Source organism: Azospirillum sp. VT-I1 (assembly GCF_055698305.1).
In genome coordinates this window covers 239,108-260,806 of record NZ_CP168804.1, presented here as the reverse complement: position 1 = coordinate 260,806, position 21,699 = coordinate 239,108, and the positions used below count along the sequence as shown (strand labels likewise).

Annotated in this window: 3 protein-coding genes and 1 pseudogene; 3 read left to right on the top strand and 1 reads right to left on the bottom strand. The window is 69.8% G+C overall.

From position 1 onward, the window contains the following. Nucleotides 1–242: 242 nt before the first annotated feature. Entirely contained in the window at nucleotides 243–15,851 is a 15,609-nt protein-coding gene (locus AB8P05_RS23460; protein ID WP_472761103.1) for a beta strand repeat-containing protein, read from the bottom strand. A 293-nt stretch (nucleotides 15,852–16,144) separates the two neighbouring features. Between AB8P05_RS23460 and AB8P05_RS23455 the strand changes: the two are divergent. The 3 genes and pseudogenes from AB8P05_RS23455 to AB8P05_RS23445 all read left to right on the top strand — a co-directional run. Then, nucleotides 16,145–17,083 (top strand): annotated as a pseudogene (locus AB8P05_RS23455) (ABC transporter transmembrane domain-containing protein); the annotation flags it as partial. A gap of 211 nt (nucleotides 17,084–17,294) precedes the next feature. Then, entirely contained in the window at nucleotides 17,295–20,300 is a 3,006-nt protein-coding gene (locus AB8P05_RS23450; RefSeq protein WP_472761102.1) for a peptidase domain-containing ABC transporter, read from the top strand. A gap of 42 nt (nucleotides 20,301–20,342) precedes the next feature. Further along, nucleotides 20,343–21,668, top strand: coding sequence for an HlyD family type I secretion periplasmic adaptor subunit (locus AB8P05_RS23445; RefSeq protein ID WP_472761101.1), 1,326 nt, complete (start codon nucleotides 20,343–20,345; stop codon nucleotides 21,666–21,668). The last annotated feature ends 31 nt before the right edge of the window (nucleotides 21,669–21,699 follow it).

Genomic DNA, 21,699 nt, shown 5'->3' with positions numbered 1-21,699 from the left:
ACCAAGGCCGGGCGCTGCTGGAGCGCGATCCCCTGCGCCAGTCGCTGGGCCCGCCCATCGCCGGAATGGCGGAGGACGAGCGCGCGATGCTGGGCCGCCTGATGAAACGGATCATCGCCCACATGCAGGCCGGGACCGAGGTGGAGGACAAGTCCGAAGACCGGACGGAAGATAAGGCCGACGGCCCCCCGCCGCCTGAGGCGACGGGCGCGCCGTCCTTCCGCGTTCCCCACCCCTCCGCGTCAGAATGTCAGCCTCTCGATGTTCTGCAGGACCAGATGGTGATTGTTCTGGTCCTCCAGCGTGACCGTCGTCTCGGTGGCGAAGGTCAGGCCATGGCCCGAGGGGTCGACGGTGTAGGCAACCCCCTGGGCGTCGAGCTGCTGCAGCCAGTTGCCGCCGGCATTGGCGACGAAGGCGCCGACCTCCACCACATCGGTCCATCCCACGCCGCCGTTGATCGTCAGGTCGCCGTTGCGCGGAGCGAAGATGAACAGGTCGTCGCCGTCGCCGCCCGCCATGCTGGCGGTGGCGCTGCCGGCATAGAGGATGTCGGCGCCGGCACTTCCGGTCATGGTGGCACTGCCCGAAACCAGCACCTCCAGCGCCATCGGGTCGCTGGACAGGCCCTGGTCGTCGCTGACCGTCACCTCCAGCGTCCGCGCACCGCTGCCGCCGGGGGACAGGGCCAGATGGCGAAGAATGTCGGTGTAGGTGGCGGTGGAGGCGTTGCCGGCCAGCGACAGCTGGTGGGTGGCATCGTTCCAGCTGATTTCGATCCCGGTGCCCGACACGGTCCTGTGGCCGGTGGCCGGATCGGTGTCGATGACGAGGCCGGCCAGGGTCAACGTGTCGCCGGTATGGGAGCCGGCGGCGATGCGGACCGACATGCCGGACATGGTGCTGCTGTCCACGTCGGCGACCGTCGCGTCTGCGGCGACCGGCGAATGGCCGGCAACTCCGGTGGCGATAACGGCTGTCGTGTGGGCGGCGGCCAGTGTCGGCTTGTCGTTCACCGGATCGACCGTCACGGTCAGGGTCTCGGTCGCCGTGGCGCTGTCGGCCCCGTCCCGGGCGGTCGCGGTGACCGACAGGGTGACGGCTCCCGTCGCGTCGGCCGCCGGGGTGTAGGTCAGGCCCGCCAGCTGTGCTGTGGTGAGGGTCCAGCTGCCATCGGCATTGTGGGTGCCGTGGTTCAGGCTGGCGCCGTTCGGCACGCCGGTGATCCGCACCGTCACCGTTTCCGACCCGTCGCCGTCGGTGGAGGCGGCGGTGATCGTCAGCGGGATCGCCGTGTCCTCGTTCCCGGTGACGGCGGAGACCACCGTCAGGTCGGGAGTGTCGGCAACCGGGGTCACCGTCACCGCCAGGGTGCCGGAGGTGGTGGCCGCCACAGCGGTGCCGTCCTTCGAGATGGCGGTGACCGACAGGACGAAGCTGTTGCCGCTGTCCGGTGCCGGCGTGATCGCCAGCCCCGCCAGCTGGCCGGGCGTCAGCGTGATCGAGCCGTTGGCCGGGGTCAGCGTCTCGCCGGCCGCGTTCGACAGGCTGGCGCCGGCCGGAATGCCGCCGATGGTGACGGTGAGCGTCTCCGACGGGTCGGTCAGCGCCGGGGCGATGGACAGCAGGATCCTGCTGTCCTCCGACCCAGCGGCGGGCTGGAGAGCCAGGGTCGGCGCATCGGACAGGGCGGTCACCGTGACCGGCAGCTGCGCCACGACGGAGGCCGGGGCGGCACCGCCGTCGGTGGATGTCGCGGTGACGGTCAGGGTGAAGTCGCTGTCGTCGTTCGAGGGCGGCGTGATCTTCAGGCCAGCTAGCTGGGTTGCGGTCAGGGTGACGCTGCCGTTGACGACGGTCAGCGCGCCGTTGGCGGTGTTAGCCAACTGCGCACCGGCGGGGATGCCGCTGATGGTGATGCTCAGCGTCTCCGAAGCGTCGGTCAGGGCGGAGCCGATGGTCAGCGGGATCGCCGTGTCCTCGTTGCCCGTTGCCGGCGCCACGGTCAGGGTCGGGGCATCGGACACCGGGTTGACCGTTACCGACAGTGTCCTGCTCACCTCGACCGCGCTGGCGGCGCCGTCCTTGGCGGTGGCCTTGACGGTCAGGGTGAAATCGCCGTCGTCGTTGTGCGGCGGCGTGATCGCCAGGCCGGCGAGCTTGCCCGGAGTGAGGGTGATGCTTCCCCCCGCGACGGTCAGCGTGTCCCCCGCGCTGTTGGACAGGGTGGCGCCGCTCGGGATGCCGCTGATGGTGATCGTCAGCGTCTCCGACCCGTCGGTGTCGCCCAGCAGCGCGGCGATCGACAGCGCGATCGGGGTGTCCTCGTCGCCGGTGGCGGGCAGGACGTTCAGCGTCGGGGTGTCGGTCACCGGCGCGACGGCCACCTGCATCTGCGCGCTGGTGCTGACCGGCAGGGCATTCCGGTCGGTCGCCGTCGCCGTGACGGTCAGGGTGAAGTCATCGTCCCTGTTGGCCGGCGGGGTGATCGCCAGACCGGCAAGCTGGCCCGGAGTGAGGGTGATGCTGCCGCCGGCGATGGTCAGCGTGTCCCCCGCGCTGTTGGTCAGGCTCGCTCCGCTCGGGATGCCGCTGATGGTGATCGTCAGCACTTCCGACCCGTCGGTGTCGGTCAGCGCCGGGGTGATCGTCAGCGCGATGGCCGTGTCCTCGTTCCCGGCGGCGGCGGCGACGGCTAGGGTGGGGGTGTCGGACGCCGCGTTCAGGGTGATCGGCACGGTCACCACCTTGGTCGCCGTGCTGCCGTTGGACTCGATGCTGACGGCAGTGACGGTCAGGGTGATGGCCTCGTCGCTGTTGGCGGGCGGCGTCAGCGTCAGGCCGTTCAGCTGGGCCGGCGTCAGGGTCCAACTGCCGTCGGCGTTGCGGGTGCCGGCCGACAGCAGCGCGCCGGCCGGCACGCCGGCGATGGTCAGCAGGCCCAGACGCTCCGACCCGTCGGTGTCGGACAGCGCGACCGACAGGTTCAGCGGCAGGACGGTGTCCTCCGTCCCGGTCAGCGGGCCGGCGGTGACGATGGGCTGGTCGGCGACCGGATCGACGCTGACGCGGAACTGCTGGCTGGTGGTGGCGGTGGCGCCGCCGACGCTCTCCGTCGCCGTCGCGGTCAGGGTCAGGTTGAAGTCGGTGGCGGCGTTGGCCGGCGGCCGCAGCTTCAGCCCGGTCAGCTGCGCCGCGGTCAGGCTGACCGCGCCGCCGCTGGGCGTCAGGGTGTTGCCGCCGGCATCGATCAGCAGCGCGCCGGCCGGCAGGCCGGACAGGACGATGGCCATCGTCTCCGACCCGTCGGTATCGACCAGGGCCGCCGTCAGGTTCAGCGCGATGTCCGTGTCCTCGCTGCCCGAGGCGTTGGCAACGATGACGGTCGGCGCATCGGCGACCGGCGTCACGTCCACATGGATGCCGGCGGTGGTGGAAGCCGTGCTCTTGTTGGAGCTTTCCAGGCTGGTGGCGGTCAGCGTCAGGTCCATGCCGCCCGAGAAGTTGCGCGGCGGCGTGACGGTCAGGCCCGACAGCTCCGACGGCTTCAGCGTCCAGGAGCCGTCGCCGTTGTTGGAGCCCTTGTTGAGAACCGCGCCGGCCGGCAGGCCGGACAGGATGACCGCCATCGTCTCCGACCCGTCGGTGTCGACGAGGCTGGCCGACACGTCCAGCGCGATGGCCGTGTCCTCCGCCCCCGTGGCGTTGTTGACGGTGACGAGCGGCGCGTCGGCGACCGCCGTGTAGGTGACGGCAAGGGTCTTGGTCGACCACGCCTCCGCGGCGGTGCCGTCCTTGGCGGCGGCATCGACGGTCAGCGTCACGGTGCCGGCGAAGTTGGCCGGCGGCGTCAAGGTCAGGGCGGCCCGCTGCGCAGCGGACAGGCCGGTCAGGTCGTAGACGCCGTTGCCGAGCGACGTGCCCGCCGACAGGGTGAAGCCGGCCGGAACCGTCACCCTCAGCGCGGTGATGACCTCCCCGGTGCCGACCAGATCGGTGACCGCGGCGGAGATCGACAGGCTGGCGGCGTGGTCCTCCTGCGCCGTGACCGAGCTGGCGGAAATGGCGGGCGCGTCGCTGACCGGCGCCACGTCCACGGTCAGGGTCTTGGTCGTCGTCGCGCGGTCGCCGTTGCTGGTCTCGCGCGAGACGGCAGTGACGGTCAGCTGGAAGCTGCCGCTGGCGTCGGCCGGCGGAGTGAATTTCAGCCCGGCAAGCTGATCCTTGGTCAGAACCCAGTTGCCGTTGCTGGAGTCCAGGTAGCCGGCCGACAGGGTGGCGCCCGCCGGCACGCCTGCGATGACGACGCTCGCCAGGATTTCCGAATTGTCGGTGTCGGCCAGCGCGGCGGCGATGTTCAGCGCGATGGCGGTGTCTTCGTTCCCCGACGCCGCCTGCACGGTCAGATGGGGCGCATCGGCGACGGCGGTGACGGTCACCGCCTGCGTCAGCGTCGTGTGGGCGCCGGAGGAGCCCGAGACCACGTCGATGCCGAGTTGGAAGTCGGCGTCGCTGTCGGCCCGCGGCGTCAGGGTCAGGCCGGCCAGCTGCGCCTTGGTCAGCGTGATCGACCCGTTGACGATGGTCAGCGTCTCATTCGCCGCGTTGGTCAGGCTGGCGCCCGCCGGGATGCCCGACAGGGTGACCGTGGACACGTCCTGCCAGTCCGCCAGCCCCGCCTCGATGCCGAGAGCGACCGCCGTATCCTCCGCGGTGGTGACGGCCGCCGGCCGCTTGCTGCCGACGCTGGGGTCCAAGGGAGTGGGGGACGTGCCGCCGCCCGTGTTCCCGCCCGTGTTCCCGCCATCGTTGCCGCCGGTGCCCCCGCCGGTGTTGCCACCGGTATTCCCCCCGGTGTTTCCGCCGGTGTTTCCTCCGGTGTTCCCGCCGGTCGAGGCGGGCGTGGTCCAGCTCAGCACGAAGCTGTCGAACACGCTGGTGTTGCGGTCGCCCTCGCTTTCGATGCTGTAGGGCTTGACCGTCAGCGTCATGCTGCCGCGGTCGAAGCTCTGGCCGTTGTCGCTCACCGTCGCATGCGTGATGCCGGCGGCATTGGCGTCGAGCACCGTCAGCTTCAGCCCGCCCGCCGCCAGCGCCGCGGCATAATCGTCCGGCGTCAGCGTCCAGACGCCGTTTCCGTTGTCGAGGCCGTGCGACAGCACCGTGCCCTTCGGCACGCCGGTGATGGTGACCGCCAGCCTTTCCGACCCGTCGGTATCCTGCAGGAAGGCGTTCAGGTTCAGCACCATGCCGGTGGGCACGCCGGTGGTCGACTGGTCGTCGACGTGATAGGCCTCGAAAGACCCATCGGCGGCCTTCGACACCGGCGCGTCGGCCACGGCGGTGATGGTGACGGTCGGGGTGTAGGTCTTGGTCAGGCTGTCGGTGCCGTCCGTCACGGTCACCTTGACGGTGATGGTGAAATCGTCGGCCCGGTGTTGCGGCACGATGAGCCGCAGGTTGCCGAGCTTGGCCGGATCGACGGTCCAGCTGCCGTCGGCGTTGGCGGTCAGCGCGCCGGCATCCGTGCTGGTCAGCGTCGCCCAGGACGGCAGGCCGGAGATGACGATCGCAGAGATCTGCTCCGAATTGTCGATGTCGCTGGTGAGCGCCGAGATGGTCAGCGGAATGCCGCCGACGGCATCCTCCAGCGCGCTGGCGCTGATGGAGACCTTCGGCTCGTCCGCCTTGGGATCGACGGTGACGATCAGGTCGCGGGTGTCCTTCAGCACCCCGCCCGAGGTCACGCCGTTCACCGTTATGATCGGCGCGCCGTTGCTGTCGGTGGTGATGACGTCCACCTTCAGCGAGACGGTCCCGGCGAAGTCCTTCTTCGTCGTCAGGGTCAGCTCGTCGCGGTAGGCGACATCCACCGACCAGCGGCCGTTGCCGAGATAGACCAGCCCGCTCTCGTGCCCGGCGCCGAGCGACAGCCAGGAGTCGGCCGGCAGGTTGCTGATGACCAGCGACAGGCGCTCCGACCCGTCATTGTCGAGCATCACCAGATCGCCGAGGCGCAGGTTGATCGCCGTGTCCTCGTCGCCGCGGGCGCTGAGGGTGCCGTTCGGCGTCACGGCGTCGGCGACGCCCTGCACCTCGACATGGACGGTCACCGGGGCGGCATCTGCAATGCTGCCGTTGGAGGATTCCGTCGCCCGCGCGGTGAAGGTCAGGTTGAAGCCGGTGTTGGAGTTGGCCGGCGGGGTGATGGTCAGGCCGGTCAGGTCGGCCTGGGTCAGCACCCATTTGCCCAGCGCGGCGTCGTAGCGGCCATGGTTCAGCGTCGCGCCGGCCGGCACGCCGCCGACCAGGATGCTGAGGCTCTCCGACCCGTCGCGGTCGGTCAGGGCGGCGACCACCGACAGCGGGATGGCGGTATCCTCGCGCCCCACCGCGTCGGAGGCCGTCAGCAGCGGCGTGTCGGCCACCGCATTGACGGTCACGACCAGGGACACCGGCGCCGAGGTGGCGGTGGTGGTGCCCTCCACCGAGGTGGCGGTGATCTGCAGTGTCACCGCGCCGGAATAGTTGGACGGCGGCGTGAAGCTGAGGTTGCTCAGCTGCGCCGGAGTCAGCGTCCAGCTGCCGTCGGCGTTGTGGGTGCCGGCGGACAGCTTCGCACCCTCCGGCACGCCGGTGATGGTGATGTGGTCCAGCGTCTCGCCGGTCAGGTCGGACAGCCGGGCGTCGATGGCCAGCGCGATGGCGCTGTCCTCCAGCCCCGACGCCGCCTGGGGGGTGACGATGGGGGCGTCGGCCACGCCGGTGACGGTGATCGTCAGGTTGGCCACGGCCGAATTGGCGGTGGAGCCGTTCTCCCTCTCTTCGGAGGTGGCGACGACGCCGAGCGTGATGCTGCCGGAGAAGTCGCGCGGCGGCGTCAGGCGCAGGCCGGCCAGCTGGGCCTGGGTCAGCGTCCAGGTGGTGGTGCCGTCCGGCTGGGTGACGGACGTGCCGGCGCTGAGGGTCGCCCCCGCCGGCACGCCGGTGATGGTGATCCGGCTGATGCTCTCCGACCCGTCGGTGTCGGTCAGGGTGGGCGTGATGACCAGCGCGACCGAGGTGTCCTCGTCCGTCGCGGCCGGTGCCGCCGTGACGGTGGGCGCGTCAGCGACGGCGTCCACGGTGATGGTGCCGGTCGCCGTCTGCTCGCGGCGGCTCGCGGTGGCGCCACTGCCATCGACCGTCCCGACCTTCAGCGTATAGCTGAGGTCGGCGTCGGAATCGGGATCGGTGACGATCTTCAGCCCCTGGATTTTCCAGACGCCGGCCGTGGTGCCGTCGGCCACCAGGGCATTGGTCGGAATGGTCCAGCTGTAGTTGCCGCCGGTGGGGCCGCCGCGCGTCAGAAGCACGCCGTTGAGGGTGAGCGTGGCGCCGCCGGCATCCAGCTGGGCCGACGGGATCAGCAGCGTGATGCTTTCCACCTTCTCCGGGCTGGCGGCGTCGACGTCGCTCAGCGTGATCGTGGGGGCGAGGACGATGCCGCCCGCCGCATCCTCGTTGCCGCGCGCATCCAGCGTGGTGATCTGGAACGGGTCGGCGACCGGGGCGACCTTGATCGTCTGCACGGCGGTGGAGGTGCCGCCATAGGCGTCCGTCACCGTGAAGGTGAAGGTCTCGGTCCCGCTGAAATCCCGGTCCGGGGTGTAGGAGAAGCTGCCGTCGGCATTCACCACCAGCGTCCCGTGCGACAGGCGCACCGGCTGGCCGACGTCGCCGGGGCCCTTGTAGGTCAGCGTATCGTCGGTGCGGCCGTTGGCCGTGTCCTGGTCGGTCGCCCGCAGGGTGCCGGTGACGGCCGTGTCCTCGTTCGTCGCCGTCGTGGCCGCCGTGGCGGACGGGGCATAGTTCAGCGCCGTGCGGACGCTGACCGGCTGGCCGTCGACGTAAAGCTCCAGCTTCTCGAAATCCGCCACCTTGATGCCCAGCGCCGTCAGCGTGGCGGCGTTGGCGACGTCGGTGTCGTTGGTCGCCGCGGTCGGGCTGGCCGCCGCCGTCTCGATCCGGTCGCGCAGGGTGCGCAGGTCGGCCAGGATCGCCGGGTCCGACAGCTGGCTGCCGGTCAGCATCACCCGGAAGGTGTCGATGCCGGTGTCGCCGTCCTGAAGTTCGGGATTGGTCGAGGTGCCGCCGTCGGTGCCGACGGTGAAGATCGACAGGTCGTCGCCCGCCCCGCCCCGGATGGTGTCGATGCCGGCCCCGCCGGTGATGGTGTCGTTGCCGTCGCCGCCGATCAGGATGTTGGCGACGCTGTTTCCGGTGATGACGTCGTCGAAGGCCGAGCCGGTGACGTTCTCCAGGTTGCGCAGCACGTCGGTGCCGTCGCCGGTGCCGACGCCGGTCGTCAGGTTGGCGTTCACCGGCCCCGCGGAGGCGGCGTAGGTCACCGTGTCGTTGCCGTCGCCGCCGTCGATGGTGTCGTTGCCGGGACCGCCGGCCAGCAGGTCGTCGCCGGTTCCGCCGTCCAGGCTGTCGTCGCCCAGGCCGCCGATCAGCGTGTCCTTGCCGGCGCCGCCGAAGATGGTGTCGTTGCCGTCGCCGCCGTCCAGGCTGTCGTTGCCCTGCGGCGTGCCGCTGAAGCTGACGGTCAGCGTCTTCGCCGCGCCGTCCGCGGTGCTGCCGTTCTCCGCCTCCACCGTGGTCGAGACGACGGTCAGGGTGATCGGGTGGGTGCCGTCGCCTTCCTTGGCGGTCAGCTTCAGGCCGGTCAGCTGGGCCGGGGTCAGGGTCCAGGTGGTGGTGCCGTTGGCTTCCGTCACATAAGTGCCGGCGCTCAGGCTGGCGCCGGCCGGCACGCCGGAGATCGTCACCTTGGAGATTGTCTCCGACCCGTCGATGTCCGTCACGGCGGCGCCGATGGTCAGCGACGTGGTGAAGGTCCCGGTGCCGTCGCCATAGATGACGTCGTCGCCGCCGCCGCCCAGGATGGTGTCGTTGCCGGCACCGCCCGACAGCGTGTCGTTGCCGGCCGTGCCGGTCAGGGAATCGTTCTGCCCGCCCGACAGGTTGTAGCTGACGTTGGTGACGGTGACCGTCGGCGTATCGGCCACCGCGACGACGGTGACAGCCAGCGTCTTCTGGACGGCGACCGCGGCAGCGCTCCCGTCCTTGGCGGTCGCGGTGACGGTCAGGGTGAAATCGACGTCGCTGTCCTTCTTCGGGGTGATCTTCAATCCGGCCAGCTGGCTGGCGGTCAGGGTGACCGAGCCGTTGGTGACGGTCAGCGTGCCGTTCAGCGTGTTCGTCAGCGTGGCGCTGGCGGGAATGCCGCTGATGACGATGCTCAGCGTCTCCGACCCGTCGGTGTCGGTGAGGGCCGAGGCGATGTTCAGCGCGATGGCGGTGTCTTCGTTGCCGCTCGCCGGGGTGACGTCCAGCGTCGGGGTGTCGGTGACGGGATCGACGATCACCACCAGATTCTGGGTCCTGGTGGCCTCCGCCGCGCTGCCGTCCTTGGCGACGGCGGTGACGCTGAGCGTGAAGTCCACGTCGCTGTTCAGCGGCGGCGTGATCTTCAGGCCGGCGAGTTGCTCGGGCGTCAGGGTGATCGAACCGTTGGTGACGGTCAGCGTCCCGTTCAGCGTGTTCGCCAGCGTGGCACCGGCGGGAATGCCGCTGATGCGGATCGTCAGCACCTCCGACCCGTCGGTGTCGGTCAGCGCCGGGTTGATCGTCAGCGGGATCGCCGTGTCTTCGTTGCCGGTGACGGCCTGCACCGTCAGCGTCGGCGTGTCCGACACCGGGTTGACGGTGACGCGCAAGGTCTCGGTCACGGACACGGCGGCGGCGACGCCGTCCTTGGCCGTGGCGGTCACGGTCAGGTCGAAATCCACGTCGCTGTTCGACGGCGGTGTGATTTTCAACCCGGCCAGCTGCGCCGGAGTCAGAGTCCAAGTGGTCGTGCCGTTAGGCTGCGTGACCGATGTGCCGGCGTTGAGCGTCGCCCCAGCCGGAACCCCGGCGACGGTGATCGTCAGCGTCTCGGAACCATCGGTGTCGGTCAGGGCCGGGTTGATGACCAGCGGAATGGCAGTGTCTTCGTTGCCGGTCGCGGCGGTCACGGTCAGGGTCGGCGTATCCGTCACCGGATCGACGGTGACGCGCAAGGTCTCGCTCTTGGTCGCGGCGGCGGCGGTGCCGTCCTTGGCGATGGCGGTGACGGTCAGATCGAAATCGACGTCGCTGTTCAGCGGCGGGGTGATCTTCAGGCCGGCGAGCTGCTCGGGCGTCAGGGTGATCGAACCGTTGGCGACGGTCAGCGTCCCGTTCAGCGTGTTCGCCAGCGTGGCACCGGCGGGAATGCCGCTGATGCGGATCGTCAGCACCTCCGACCCGTCGGTGTCGGTCAGGGCCGGGTTGATGGTCAACGGGATCGCGGTGTCTTCGTTGCCGGTGACAGCCTGAACCGTCAGGGTCGGCGTGTCGGACACCGGATCGACGGTGACGCGCAAGGTCTCGCTCTTGGTCGCCTCGACAGCCGTGCCGTCCTTGGCGATGGCGGTGACCGTCAGATCGAAATCGACGTCGCTGTTCAGCGGCGGGGTGATCTTCAGCCCGGCGAGCTGCTCGGGCGTCAGGGTGATCGAACCGTTGGCGACGGTCAGCGTCCCGTTCAGCGTGTTCGCCAGCGTGGCACCGGCGGGAATGCCGCTGATGCGGATCGTCAGCACCTCCGACCCGTCGGTGTCGGTCAGGGCCGGGTTGATGGTCAACGGGATCGCGGTGTCTTCGTTGCCGGTGACAGCCTGAACCGTCAGGGTCGGCGTGTCGGACACCGGATCGACGGTGACGCGCAAGGTCTCGCTCTTGGTCGCCTCGACAGCCGTGCCGTCCTTGGCGATGGCAGTGACGGTCAGATCGAAATCAACGTCGCTGTTCAGCGGCGGGGTGATCTTCAGGCCGGCGAGCTGCTCGGGCGTCAGGGTGATCGAACCGTTGGCGACGGTCAGCGTCCCGTTCAGCGTGTTCGCCAGCGTGGCACCGGCGGGAATGCCGCTGATGCGGATCGTCAGCACCTCCGACCCGTCGGTGTCGGTCAGGGCCGGGTTGATGGTCAACGGGATCGCGGTGTCTTCGTTGCCGGTGACAGCCTGAACCGTCAGGGTCGGCGTGTCGGACACCGGATCGACGGTGACGCGCAAGGTCTCGCTCTTGGTCGCCTCGACAGCCGTGCCGTCCTTGGCGATGGCAGTGACGGTCAGATCGAAATCAACGTCGCTGTTCAGCGGCGGGGTGATCTTCAGGCCGGCGAGCTGCTCGGGCGTCAGGGTTATCGAACCGTTGGCGACGGTCAGTGTCCCGTTCAGCGTGTTCGCCAGCGTGGCACCGGCGGGAATGCCGCTGATGCGGATGGTCAGCACCTCCGACCCGTCGGTGTCGGTCAGCGCCGGGTTGATCGTCAGCGGGATCGCCGTGTCTTCGTTGCCGGTGACGGCCTGCACCGTCAGCGTCGGCGTGTCGGACACCGGATCGACCGTGACGCGCAGCGTCTCGCTCTTGGTCGCCTCGACCGCCGTGCCGTCCTTGGCGATGGCGGTGACCGTCAGGGTGAAATCAACGTCGCTGTTCGTCGGCGGCGTGATGGTCAGCCCGGCAAGCTGTGCCGGAGTCAGCGTCCAGGTGGTGGTGCCATCAGCCTGCGTGACGGACGTGCCGGCACTGAGCGTCGCCCCCGCCGGAACGCCGGCGATGGTGATGCTCAGAGTCTCCGACCCGTCGGTGTCGGTCAGGGCCGGATTGATCGTCAGCGGGATGGCCGTGTCTTCATTGCCGGTGACGGCCTGCACCGTCAGGGTCGGCGTGTCGGACACGGGATCGACGGTAACGCGCAGGGTTTGTGCCACCGAGACCGGTGCGGCGACGCCGTCCTTGGCCGTGGCGGTGACAGTCAGGTCGAAATCGACGTCGCTGTTCAGCGGCGGTGTGATCTTCAGCCCGGCCAGCTGCGCCGGGGTCAGGGTGATCGAGCCGTTGCCGATAACCAGCGCATCGCCCGCGCCGTTGCTGAGGCTGGCGCCGGCCGGAATCCCGCTGATGGTGATCGTCAGCGTCTCCGACCCGTCCAGGTCCGTCAGCGCCGGGGTGATCGTCAGCGGGATCGCCGTGTCTTCGTTGCCGGTCGCCGCCTGGACGATCAGCGTCGGCGTATCCGTCACCGGATCGACCGTGACGCGCAAGGTCTCGCTTTTGGTCGCGGCGGCGGCTGTGCCGTCCTTGGCGATGGCGGTGACCGTCAGGGTGAAATCGACGTCGCTGTTCGACGGCGGCGTGATCTTCAGCCCGGTCAACTGCGCCGGGGTCAGGGTCCAGGTGGTGGTGCCGTCGGCCTGCGTGGCGGAGGTTCCGGCGCTGAGCGTCGCCCCCGCCGGAACCCCGGCGATGGTGATCGTCAGCGTCTCGGACCCATCGGTGTCCGTCAGCGCCGGGTTGATCGTAAGCGGAATGGCGGTGTCTTCATTGCCGGTAACCGCCTGGACCGTCAGCGTCGGCGTGTCGGAAACGGGATCGACGGTGACGCGCAGGGTCTCGGTCACGGAGACGGCGGCGGCGACGCCGTCCTTGGCGGTGGCGGTCACCGTCAGGTCGAAATCAACGTCGCTGTTCGTCGGCGGTGTGATCTTCAACCCGGCCAACTGCGCCGGAGTCAGAGTCCAAGTGGTGGTGCCGTCCGGCTGGGTGACGGAGGTGCCGGCGCTGAGCGTCGCCCCCGCCGGAACCCCGGCGATGGTGATCGCCAGCGTCTCCGAACCATCGGTGTCCGTCAGGGCCGGGTTGATGACCAGCGGAATCGCGCTGTCCTCGTTGCCGGTCGCCGCCTGGACCGTCAGGGTCGGCCTGTCGGTCACCGGATCGACGGTGACGCGCAAGGTCTCGCTTTTGGTCGCCTCGGTCGCGGTGCCGTCCTTGGCGATGGCGGTGACCGTCAGGTCGAAATCCACGTCGCTGTTCAGCGGCGGCGTGATGGTCAGGCCGGTCAACTGGGCCGGGGTCAACGTCCAGGTGGTGGTTCCGTCAGCCTGCGTGACCGACGTGCCGGCACTGAGCGTCGCCCCCGCCGGAACCCCGGCGATGGTGATCGTCAGCGTCTCGGACCCGTCGGTGTCGGTCAGCGCCGGGTTGATCGTCAGCGGGATGGCCGTGTCTTCATTGCCGGTGACGGCCTGCACCGTCAGCGTCGGCATGTCGGACACCGGGTTCACCGTCACCAGCAGCGCTTCGGTCCTGGTCGCCTCGACCGCCGTGCCGTCCTTGGCGGTGGCGGTCACCGTCAGGGTGAAATCGGCGTCGCTGTTCAACGGCGGGGTGATCTTCAGACCGGCAAGCTGCCCGGGCGTCAGGGTGATCGAACCGCCGGTGACCGTCAGCACCCCGTTCAGATCGTTGGCGAGGTTGGAGCCGGACGGAATGCCGGCGATGGTGACGGTCAGCACCTCCGTGCCGTCGGTGTCGGTCAGGGCCGGGCTGATCGTCAGCGGGATCGCCGTGTCCTCGTCGCCCGTCGCCGCCTGGACGCTCAGGGTCGGAGTGTCCGACACCGCGTTAACCGTCACCGACAGGGTCTCGCTGACCGAAACCGGCGCGGCGACACCGTCCTTGGCGGTCGCCGTGACGGTCAGGTCGAAATCGACGTCGCTGTTCAGCGGCGGCGTGATGGTCAACCCTGTCAGTTGCGCCGGAGTCAGGGTCCAGGTGGTGGTGCCGTCAGCCTGGGTGACGGAGGTGCCGGCGCTGAGCGTCGCCCCCGCCGGAACACCGGCGATGGTGATCGTCAGCGTCTCCGACCCGTCCAGGTCCGTCAGCGCCGGGTTGATCGTCAGCGGGATCGCGGTGTCTTCGTTGCCCGTCACCGCCTGAACGCTCAGGGTCGGCGTGTCGGTCACCGGGTTGACCGTAACGCGCAGCGGCGCGCTGGTGCTGGCGGGATCGGCCCCGCCGTCCCTGGCGGTGGCGGTCACGGTCAGCGTGAAGTCGACGTCGCTGTTCAGCGGCGGCGTGATCTTCAGCCCGGCAAGCTGGCCGGGCGCCAGCGTGATGGTGCCGTTGCTGATCGTCAGCGTATCGCCGGCGGTGTTGCGCAGGCTGGCGCCCACCGGAATCCCGCTGATGGTGACGCTCAGCGACTCCGAACCGTCCGTATCGGTCAGGGCCGGGTCGATGACCAGCGGGATGCCGGTGTCCTCGTTCCCAGTGGTGGCGGCGACGGTCAGCGTCGGGGTGTCGGACACCGGATTGACGGTGACCGGCAGGGTGGCGGTGACGCTGGCGGGAGCGGCGGTGCCGTCGGTGGCGGTCGCCGTCACCGTCAGGGTGAAGTCGGTATCGCTGTTGTTCGACGGCGTGATCGACAGGCCGGCGAGCTGCGCCGGGGTCAGGGTCGCGGTGCCGTTCACCACCGCCAGCGTGCCGGCGGCATTGCGCAGGACCGCCCCGTCCGGAATGCCGGACAGGGTGATGCTCAGCGTCTCCGACCCGTCGGTGTCGGTCAGGGCCGGGTTGATGGTCAGCGGGATCGCCGTGTCCTCGCTGCCGCTCGCCGCCGAGACGGCCAGGGTCGGCATGTCCGAGACCGGATTGACCGTGACCAGCAGCGGCGCGCTGGTGCTGGCCGGCGTCGCGGTGCCATCGGTGCTGGTCGCCGTCACCGTCAGGGTGAAGTCGGCGTCGCTGTTCAGCGGCGGCGTGATCGCCAGCCCGGCGAGCTGGCCCGGCGCCAGCGTGATGGAGCCGTTGGCGATGACCAGCGCCTCGCCGGCCGCATTGGTCAGGACCGCGCTGGCGGGGATGCCGCTGATGGTGATGCTCAGCGTCTCCGACCCGTCGGTGTCCGTCAGGGCAGAGGTGATGGCCAGCGGGATCGCCGTGTCCTCCGCCCCCGTGGTGGCGGCGACGCTCAGCGTCGGCGTGTCGGACACCGGGTTGACGGTGACCGGAAGGGTGGCGGTGACGCTGGTGGGAGCGGCGGTGCCGTCGGTGCTGGTCGCGGTGACGGTCAGGGTGAAGCTGTCGCCGCTGTTCGGCGGCGGCGTCAGGGTCAGGCCGGGCAGCTGCGAGGAGGTCAGCAGGATGGTGCCGTTCACCACCGCCAGGATGGTGCCGGAGGAGTCGCGCAGGACCGCGCCGTCGGGAATCCCCGACAGGGTGACGGTCAGCACCTCCGTCCCGCCGGTGTCGGTCAGGGCTGCGGCGATGTTCAGGGCGATGGCCGTGTCCTCGTCGCCGGACACTCCGTTCACCGTCAGGTTCGGCGTGTCCGACACTGGGGCCGCGGTCCCCGCGACGGGCTGGTCGCCGGCGGCCTCCGCCCCGTCCTGGGCAAGCACGGGTGCGTCGATGGCGGGGAGGGTCCCGTCGCTGAGGATCTGGTCGGGCGTCTCGGGAACGGGGATGTCGGACGGGAAGGCCGGCAGTTCCGTGAAGGCGGTGGTGGTGCGCGCGTTGGACAGCAGTTCCACCCGCTCCACCGTCTCGGCGACCGTTTCGCGGCGCTCCTCCGTGGAAATCCCAGACCCGTCCGGGCCGGACGGACCGGAGCCTCGCGTACCATCCGTACGCAGCACGTCGCCGGCCAGCAAGGACGCCACCGCCGCCTGGTCGGTCGCCACCGCCACGGACTCGCCGACCACCTCGCCGGACTGCACGGCCCCGCCGATCATCAGATCCTCGGCGCCGCGATAATCGGTCTGGACATAGCCCAGCGTATCGTCCGGCCGCTGAAGCTCTACGGAGCTGGCCTCGTGGATCACACCGTCCAGCCGGGTCGCATCGACCTGCTGCAGGAGGGTCAGGTCGTCCAGGATCTGACGGTCGTCGACCGCCGGGGTGTTGCCCTGAACCGCTTCCTCAGCCATCGGACCGCTCCATAAGTCGGGTGCAAAATCGCGCCACGCTACTCGTCACGACCCTAGGTTCTAGCGCTCCTACTTGCTTGTGATAAGAAACTTCCTGTGATGATTTTCAACAGCTTGGCTGATGCCGCCCCCTGCACCACCCCCGCATCCATATGTGCGCATACATCTAAAAACCGTTGCGGCATAACGGTTTATCACCTCTTTTGCGCAGTTTCGAAAGGGCTGCGCGCAGGAAGCTTTGTCACTCGGTTGCCTTTTGTTGCTATTCGTCGATTTACCTATCACTAGCAATTATGCTGTTGATTGGCTGCTGGGTTAACCCTGTGCACAGGTTGGTCGTTTTGCAGCCCGTATCCCCGTCCGCCACCCGCATCGAACAGTCCGCCGCTTCCAAAGCGGCGAAGACCGATTCGGTCAAATCCGCCGCCGCCCGCGACCGGGCGGCCGAGAAGGCTGCGCGCCGCCTGCTGTCGGGCATGCTGGGGCCGCGCCGCGACCGGGCGATGCTGGTGCTGGCCTCCTTCGCGCTGAACGTCTTCGGGCTGGCCCTGCCGGTGACGCTGCTGCACGTCTACGACCGCATCCTGCCCAACGAATCCTACGGCACCATGCTGCTGCTCGGCATCGGCTGCGGGGCGGCGGCGGTGATGGAGGCGATCCTGCGGGTGGCGCGTTCGGCGCTGACCACCTGGATGGGCGCGAGGATCGAGCATCGGTCGAGTGCGTCGCTGATCGACCGGCTGATGCACATGCCGCTGAACGCCTTCTCCCAGCAGGGGATCGGCACGCATTTCGAGGTCTACCGCGCCATCAAGATGGTGCGCGAGTTCTACTCCGGCCAAGCGCTGCAATCGGCCATCGACATCCCCTTCGCGGCGCTCTACCTGGGCCTGATCGCGCTGCTGGCCGGTTGGCTGGTGCTGATTCCGCTGGGCGTGCTGGCACTGTTCCTGCTGGTCGGCGCCTTACTGGGCCGGCGGATGCGCCGGGCGCTGGAGAACCGCCATGTGCTGGAGGAACGGCGCCTGAACTTCATCAGCGAGGTGCTGGGCGGCGTCCACACGGTGAAGGGTCTGGGGGCCGAGGCCGGCCTGCTGCGCCGCCACGAGCGCCTGCAGCAGGGCTGCAGCGAGGAGGATTTCAACGTCGCCCGGCTGAGCGGCTCCGCCTCCGTCGTCGCCACCACCCTGTCGCAGGCGACGATGATGCTGGTGGTCATCCTGGGCAGCGTGTCGGTCATCGACGGCATGATGACCACGGGCGTGCTCACCGCCTGCTCGATGCTGGCCGGACGCTGCGTCCAGCCGGTGCAGGCCCTGTTCGACCGCTGGGTGCGCTACCAGTCGGTGTCGCTGTCGCTGCGCCGCATCGGCCATGTCCTGCTGGAGGTCGGGTCGGACGGCGGCGCGCTGCGCGGCGCGGACGAGGGGGAGCAGCGGGGCGGTGGCGCATTCGCTCGTCCCCGGCACCATCGAGATGGACAAGGTGCGCTTCGCCTACGACCGCGGCCCGGACATCCTGAGCGACCTGTCGCTGAGCGTCGGGCCGGGCGAGTTCCTGGGCGTGGTCGCGACCAACTCGACCGGCAAGACGACCCTGCTGCGCCTGATCCTGGGCGTGCTGCGGCCCAGCTCCGGCGAGGTGCGGGTGGGGGTGCGCAGCCGGACCGAAACCGACGCCATGATCGGCATCGGCGGCGTCGTCTATGTCGGCGAACATCCGGAACTGTTCAAAGGCACCATCCTGCAGAACCTGACGCTGTTCGATCCCGGCCGGGCCGATCTGGCGATGGAGGTCTGCCGGCGCCTGGGCCTCGACCGCCGCATCGCCAGCCTGCCGCAGGGCTACGAGACCATCGTCGGCGACGCCTCGCAGGAGGCGCTGCCGCGCGGCGCCCGCCAGATGATCTGCCTTGCCCGCGCCCTGGTCCGCGAACCGGCGGTGCTGCTGCTGGACGAGCCCAACTCCTCCCTCGACACCGAATCCGACAAGCTGTTCCGCCGCGCGCTGGAAGAACTGCGCGGCAGCGTCACCATCCTGCTGGTCACCAGCCGCCCGTCGCTGCTGACGCTGGCCGACCGGGTGGTGCAGATCGTTGACGGCCATGCGGTCAGCCGCAGCCCGGCAGGCGGCGACGCCGCGGGCGGCCAGCCCGCCCTGGTCGCGTCCAATCCCGGCACACCGCCTGTCGGCGGGCCCACTGCGCCGGATGCCGAACCCATCCGTGCCGCCCATGACGACGGCGACATCCTGCGCCGCCGGCTGGCGGAAGCCTCGGCGGTCGGCGCCTGCATGGTGCCGCTGCTGGATGCGCTGGGCTGGCGCGGCGCCCCGCAGACCCTGGCGGAGGCCCTGCCCCACTTCTCCGAGGTGCAGACGGTGGAGGAGCTGTGCGACGTCCTCCAGCGCCTGCATTTCGAAGGGCGCAGCCTGCGCATCGACCTCGCGCGGCCGGACCCGTCGCTGATGCCCTGCCTGTTCCGCGGCCGCGACGGCGGCGTCTACACGCTGCTGTCCGCCGACGCCGACGGGGTGGTCGCCTTCAGCGGCCGGTCGCGCGAGACGGTGACGCTGAACTTCGGCAAGGGCACCGCCTATGTCTTCACCCCGCTGGAGGCGACGGCCGCCGGTGCCGGGACGCAGAACTGGGTCGGCACGGTCATCCAGGGCTATGTCCCGCTGCTGTGGGCCGTGCTGGGGCTGAGCGCCGTCATCAACCTGCTGTCGGTTGCCGCCCCGCTGTTCACCATGGCGATCTACGACAAGGTGATCGGCACCGGGTCTTTCGACACGCTCGCCACCATCGCCGTCGGCGCCTTGCTGGTGATCGGCGGCGATTTCGCCCTGCGCCAGATCCGCGGCCGGGCGCTGGCCCATGCCGGGTCGCGCATCGCCCGCACCATCAGCAACGCCACCATCGACCGCATCCTGATGCTGCCGGTGGGCATGAGCGAGCGCGCCGCCATCGGCACGCAGATCGCCCGGGTGAAGGATCTGGAATCGATCCGCGATTTCATCAGCCAGGGGCAGGTGGCGGCCCTGTTCGACGTGCCTTTCGCCCTGTTCTATCTGGGGGTGATGGCGGTGCTGGGCGGGCCGCTGGCGCTGGTGCCGCTGGCCGCCGTGCTGATCACCGCCGCCATCGGCGCCGCCGTCCATCCGCTGGTGCGCGCCCGCACCGCGACCACCGCCCGCGCCGACACCGAGCGGCAGGAATTCTTCGTGGAGATGGTCGCCAAGATGCCGGCCCTGCGCGCCATCGGCGGGCTGGCCCATTGGCGCGACCGTTACGACCGTCTGTCCGCCCGCACCGCCCGGTCGGGCCACACCGCCGCCAACCTGTCGGCCACCCACGCGGCGCTGGCCGGCCTCGTCGTGCCGGTCGCCGGGCTGGCGACCGTCGGCGTCGGCGCGCTCCAGGTTTTCACCGGTGCGATGACGCCGGGTGCGCTGATGGCGTCGATGATGCTGCTGTGGCGGGTGATGGTGCCGCTGCAGACGGCCGTCTCCATGCTGCCGCGCATTGAGCAACTGCGCGCCAACGCCCGCCAGATCAACGGCCTGATGAGCATCCGGCCGGAGCGCGAGCCGCGCTGCGCCACCCTGCAGCCGCGCAAGCTGAAGGGCGAGGTGTCCTTCTCCCGCGTTTCGCTGCGCTACCGCAACGATGCCGACCCGGCACTGGTCGGCGTGTCCTTCTCCGTCAAGCCGGGGCAGATCGTCGCCATCGTCGGGTCGGACGGTGCCGGCAAGTCGTCGCTGCTGAAGGTGATGCTGGGGCTCTATGCGCCGCAGGCCGGCAACGTGCGGATCGACGGCGTCGACATCCGCCAGATGGACCCGATCGACCTGCGCAAGTCCATCGGCTATGTCCCGCAGGCCAGCACCCTGTTCTACGGCACCATCGCCCAGAACCTGCGCTTCGCCGACCAGACCGCCGACGTGTCGGAGCTGCGCTGGGCGCTGTCGCTGGCCGGCGCCCTGGATGAGGTGGAGGCGCTGCCGCGCGGCCTCGACACCCGCATCGGCGACAACCAGTCGCTGCGCCTGTCGCCCAGCCTGACGCAGAAGATCTGCCTTGCCCGCGCCTACATCCGCCGCCCGCGCATCCTGCTGCTCGACGAGCCGGCCAGCCGGCTGGACTTCGAGGGCGACAAGGCCCTGCATGCGGCGCTGTCGGCCTTGCGCGGGCACAGCACCATCTTCCTGGTCACCCACCGGCCGAGCCACCTGACGCTGGCCGACACGGTGCTGACCATGGACGCCGGCATGATCGCCCCCGCCAGCCCGGCCGGCGGCCTGCCCGGTCCGCGTCCGGTCGGCCCGGGGTCGGGCCCCGGCGCCGGTCCGGCGGGCGGCAACAGCGTCGCCAATGGCATCGCCGGGGCGCTTCTGGGCGGGATCGGGCTGCAACGCCCGCCCGGCGTCGCCGCCAACCCGCAGCGTTGATCCGCCTTCCCCATTCCTCTCCGATCCCGTGTGAACCGCATCATGGCCGCTGCTTCTGACCTCGCCCGCCCCACCGGCAAATCGCTCAGCGCCGACGATGCGACGCTGTCGCTGGTCCGCGCCACCATCGTCGTGCTGGTCCTGCTGATGGCGGCGCTGCTGGCCTGGGCCACGCTGATGCCGGTCAAGGAGGCCGTCGTCACCGCCGGGCAGGTGGTGCCGTCCGGCAACGCCCAGGTCGTCCAGCATCTGGAAGGCGGCATCGTGTCCACCATCCTGGTGAAGGAGACCGATCTGGTGGAGGCCGGCCAGCCCCTTATCGTCTTCGACCCCAAGCAGGTCCAGGCGGAGCGGGAGCAGATGAACGCCCGCCTGCTGACGCTGGAGCTGCGGGCGGAGCGGCTGCGCGCCTTCGCCGCCGGGCGGGAGCCGGACTTTGTGCGCGTCACCGGCGCCGACACGCCGCAGGCGGAGGCGCAGATCGCCGACCAGCGCCTGATCTACGACACCCAGCGCCAGGCCCGCGACACCGCCATCGCCGTGCTTCGCGCCCAGGTCTCCCAGCGCGAGGCGGAACTGGCGCTGTACGAGGGCCAGCTGGCCAGCATCAAGGACCAGATCACCTTCATCACCGGTTCGGTCGACATCCGCAACAAGCTGGAATCCATGGGCCTGTCGTCCAAACTGCAGTCGCTGGAAACCCAGCGCGAGCAGTCCCGCCTGATGGGCGAGCAGCGGCGGATCGAGGGGCAGATCATCGCCACCCAGCAGGCGATCACCGAGGCCGGCAACCGCATCCTCGACCAGACGGCCAAGCTGGCGCAGGACGCGGTGACCGAGATGGGCACCGTCACCGCCGAGATCGCCCAGCTGCGCGAGGCCCGCGCCAAGCTGGACGACCGTTCCCAGCGGCTGACCGTTCTGTCGCCGGTGCGTGGGCTGGTGCAGGACCTGCGCGTCAACACCGTCGGCGCCGTGGTGCCGGAGGGCGGCGTCCTGATGCAGATCGTCCCGGTCGACCATGAGATGACGGTGGAGGCGCACGTCACCCCGCGCGACGTCGGCCATCTGCATGTCGGGCAGGAGGCGACGGTCAAGGTGCTGACCTACGACTTCGCCCGCTACGGCGCCGTCACCGGCAAGCTGCTGCGCATCTCCGCCACCACCTTCCTGGACGAGCAGCACCGCCCCTACTACAAGGCGGTGATCGCGCTGAACCGCAACCATGTCGGCCGCGACGACGTCCGGCATCCGGTGCTGCCCGGCATGACCACCCAGGTGGAGATGACCACCGGCGAGCGGTCGCTGCTGGAATATCTGCTGAAGCCGATCTACTTCGCCCTGTCGGACAGCTTCAACGAGCGGTGAGGACCGGGGGCGCCGGTCCCGCCCGACCAAT

Coding starts and splice junctions, on each gene's coding strand:
- AB8P05_RS23460 (WP_472761103.1), bottom strand. CDS start 15,851: ATGGCTGAGGAAGCGGTTCAGGGCAACACCCCGGCGGTCGACGACCGT.
- AB8P05_RS23445 (WP_472761101.1), top strand. CDS start 20,343: ATGGCCGCTGCTTCTGACCTCGCCCGCCCCACCGGCAAATCGCTCAGC.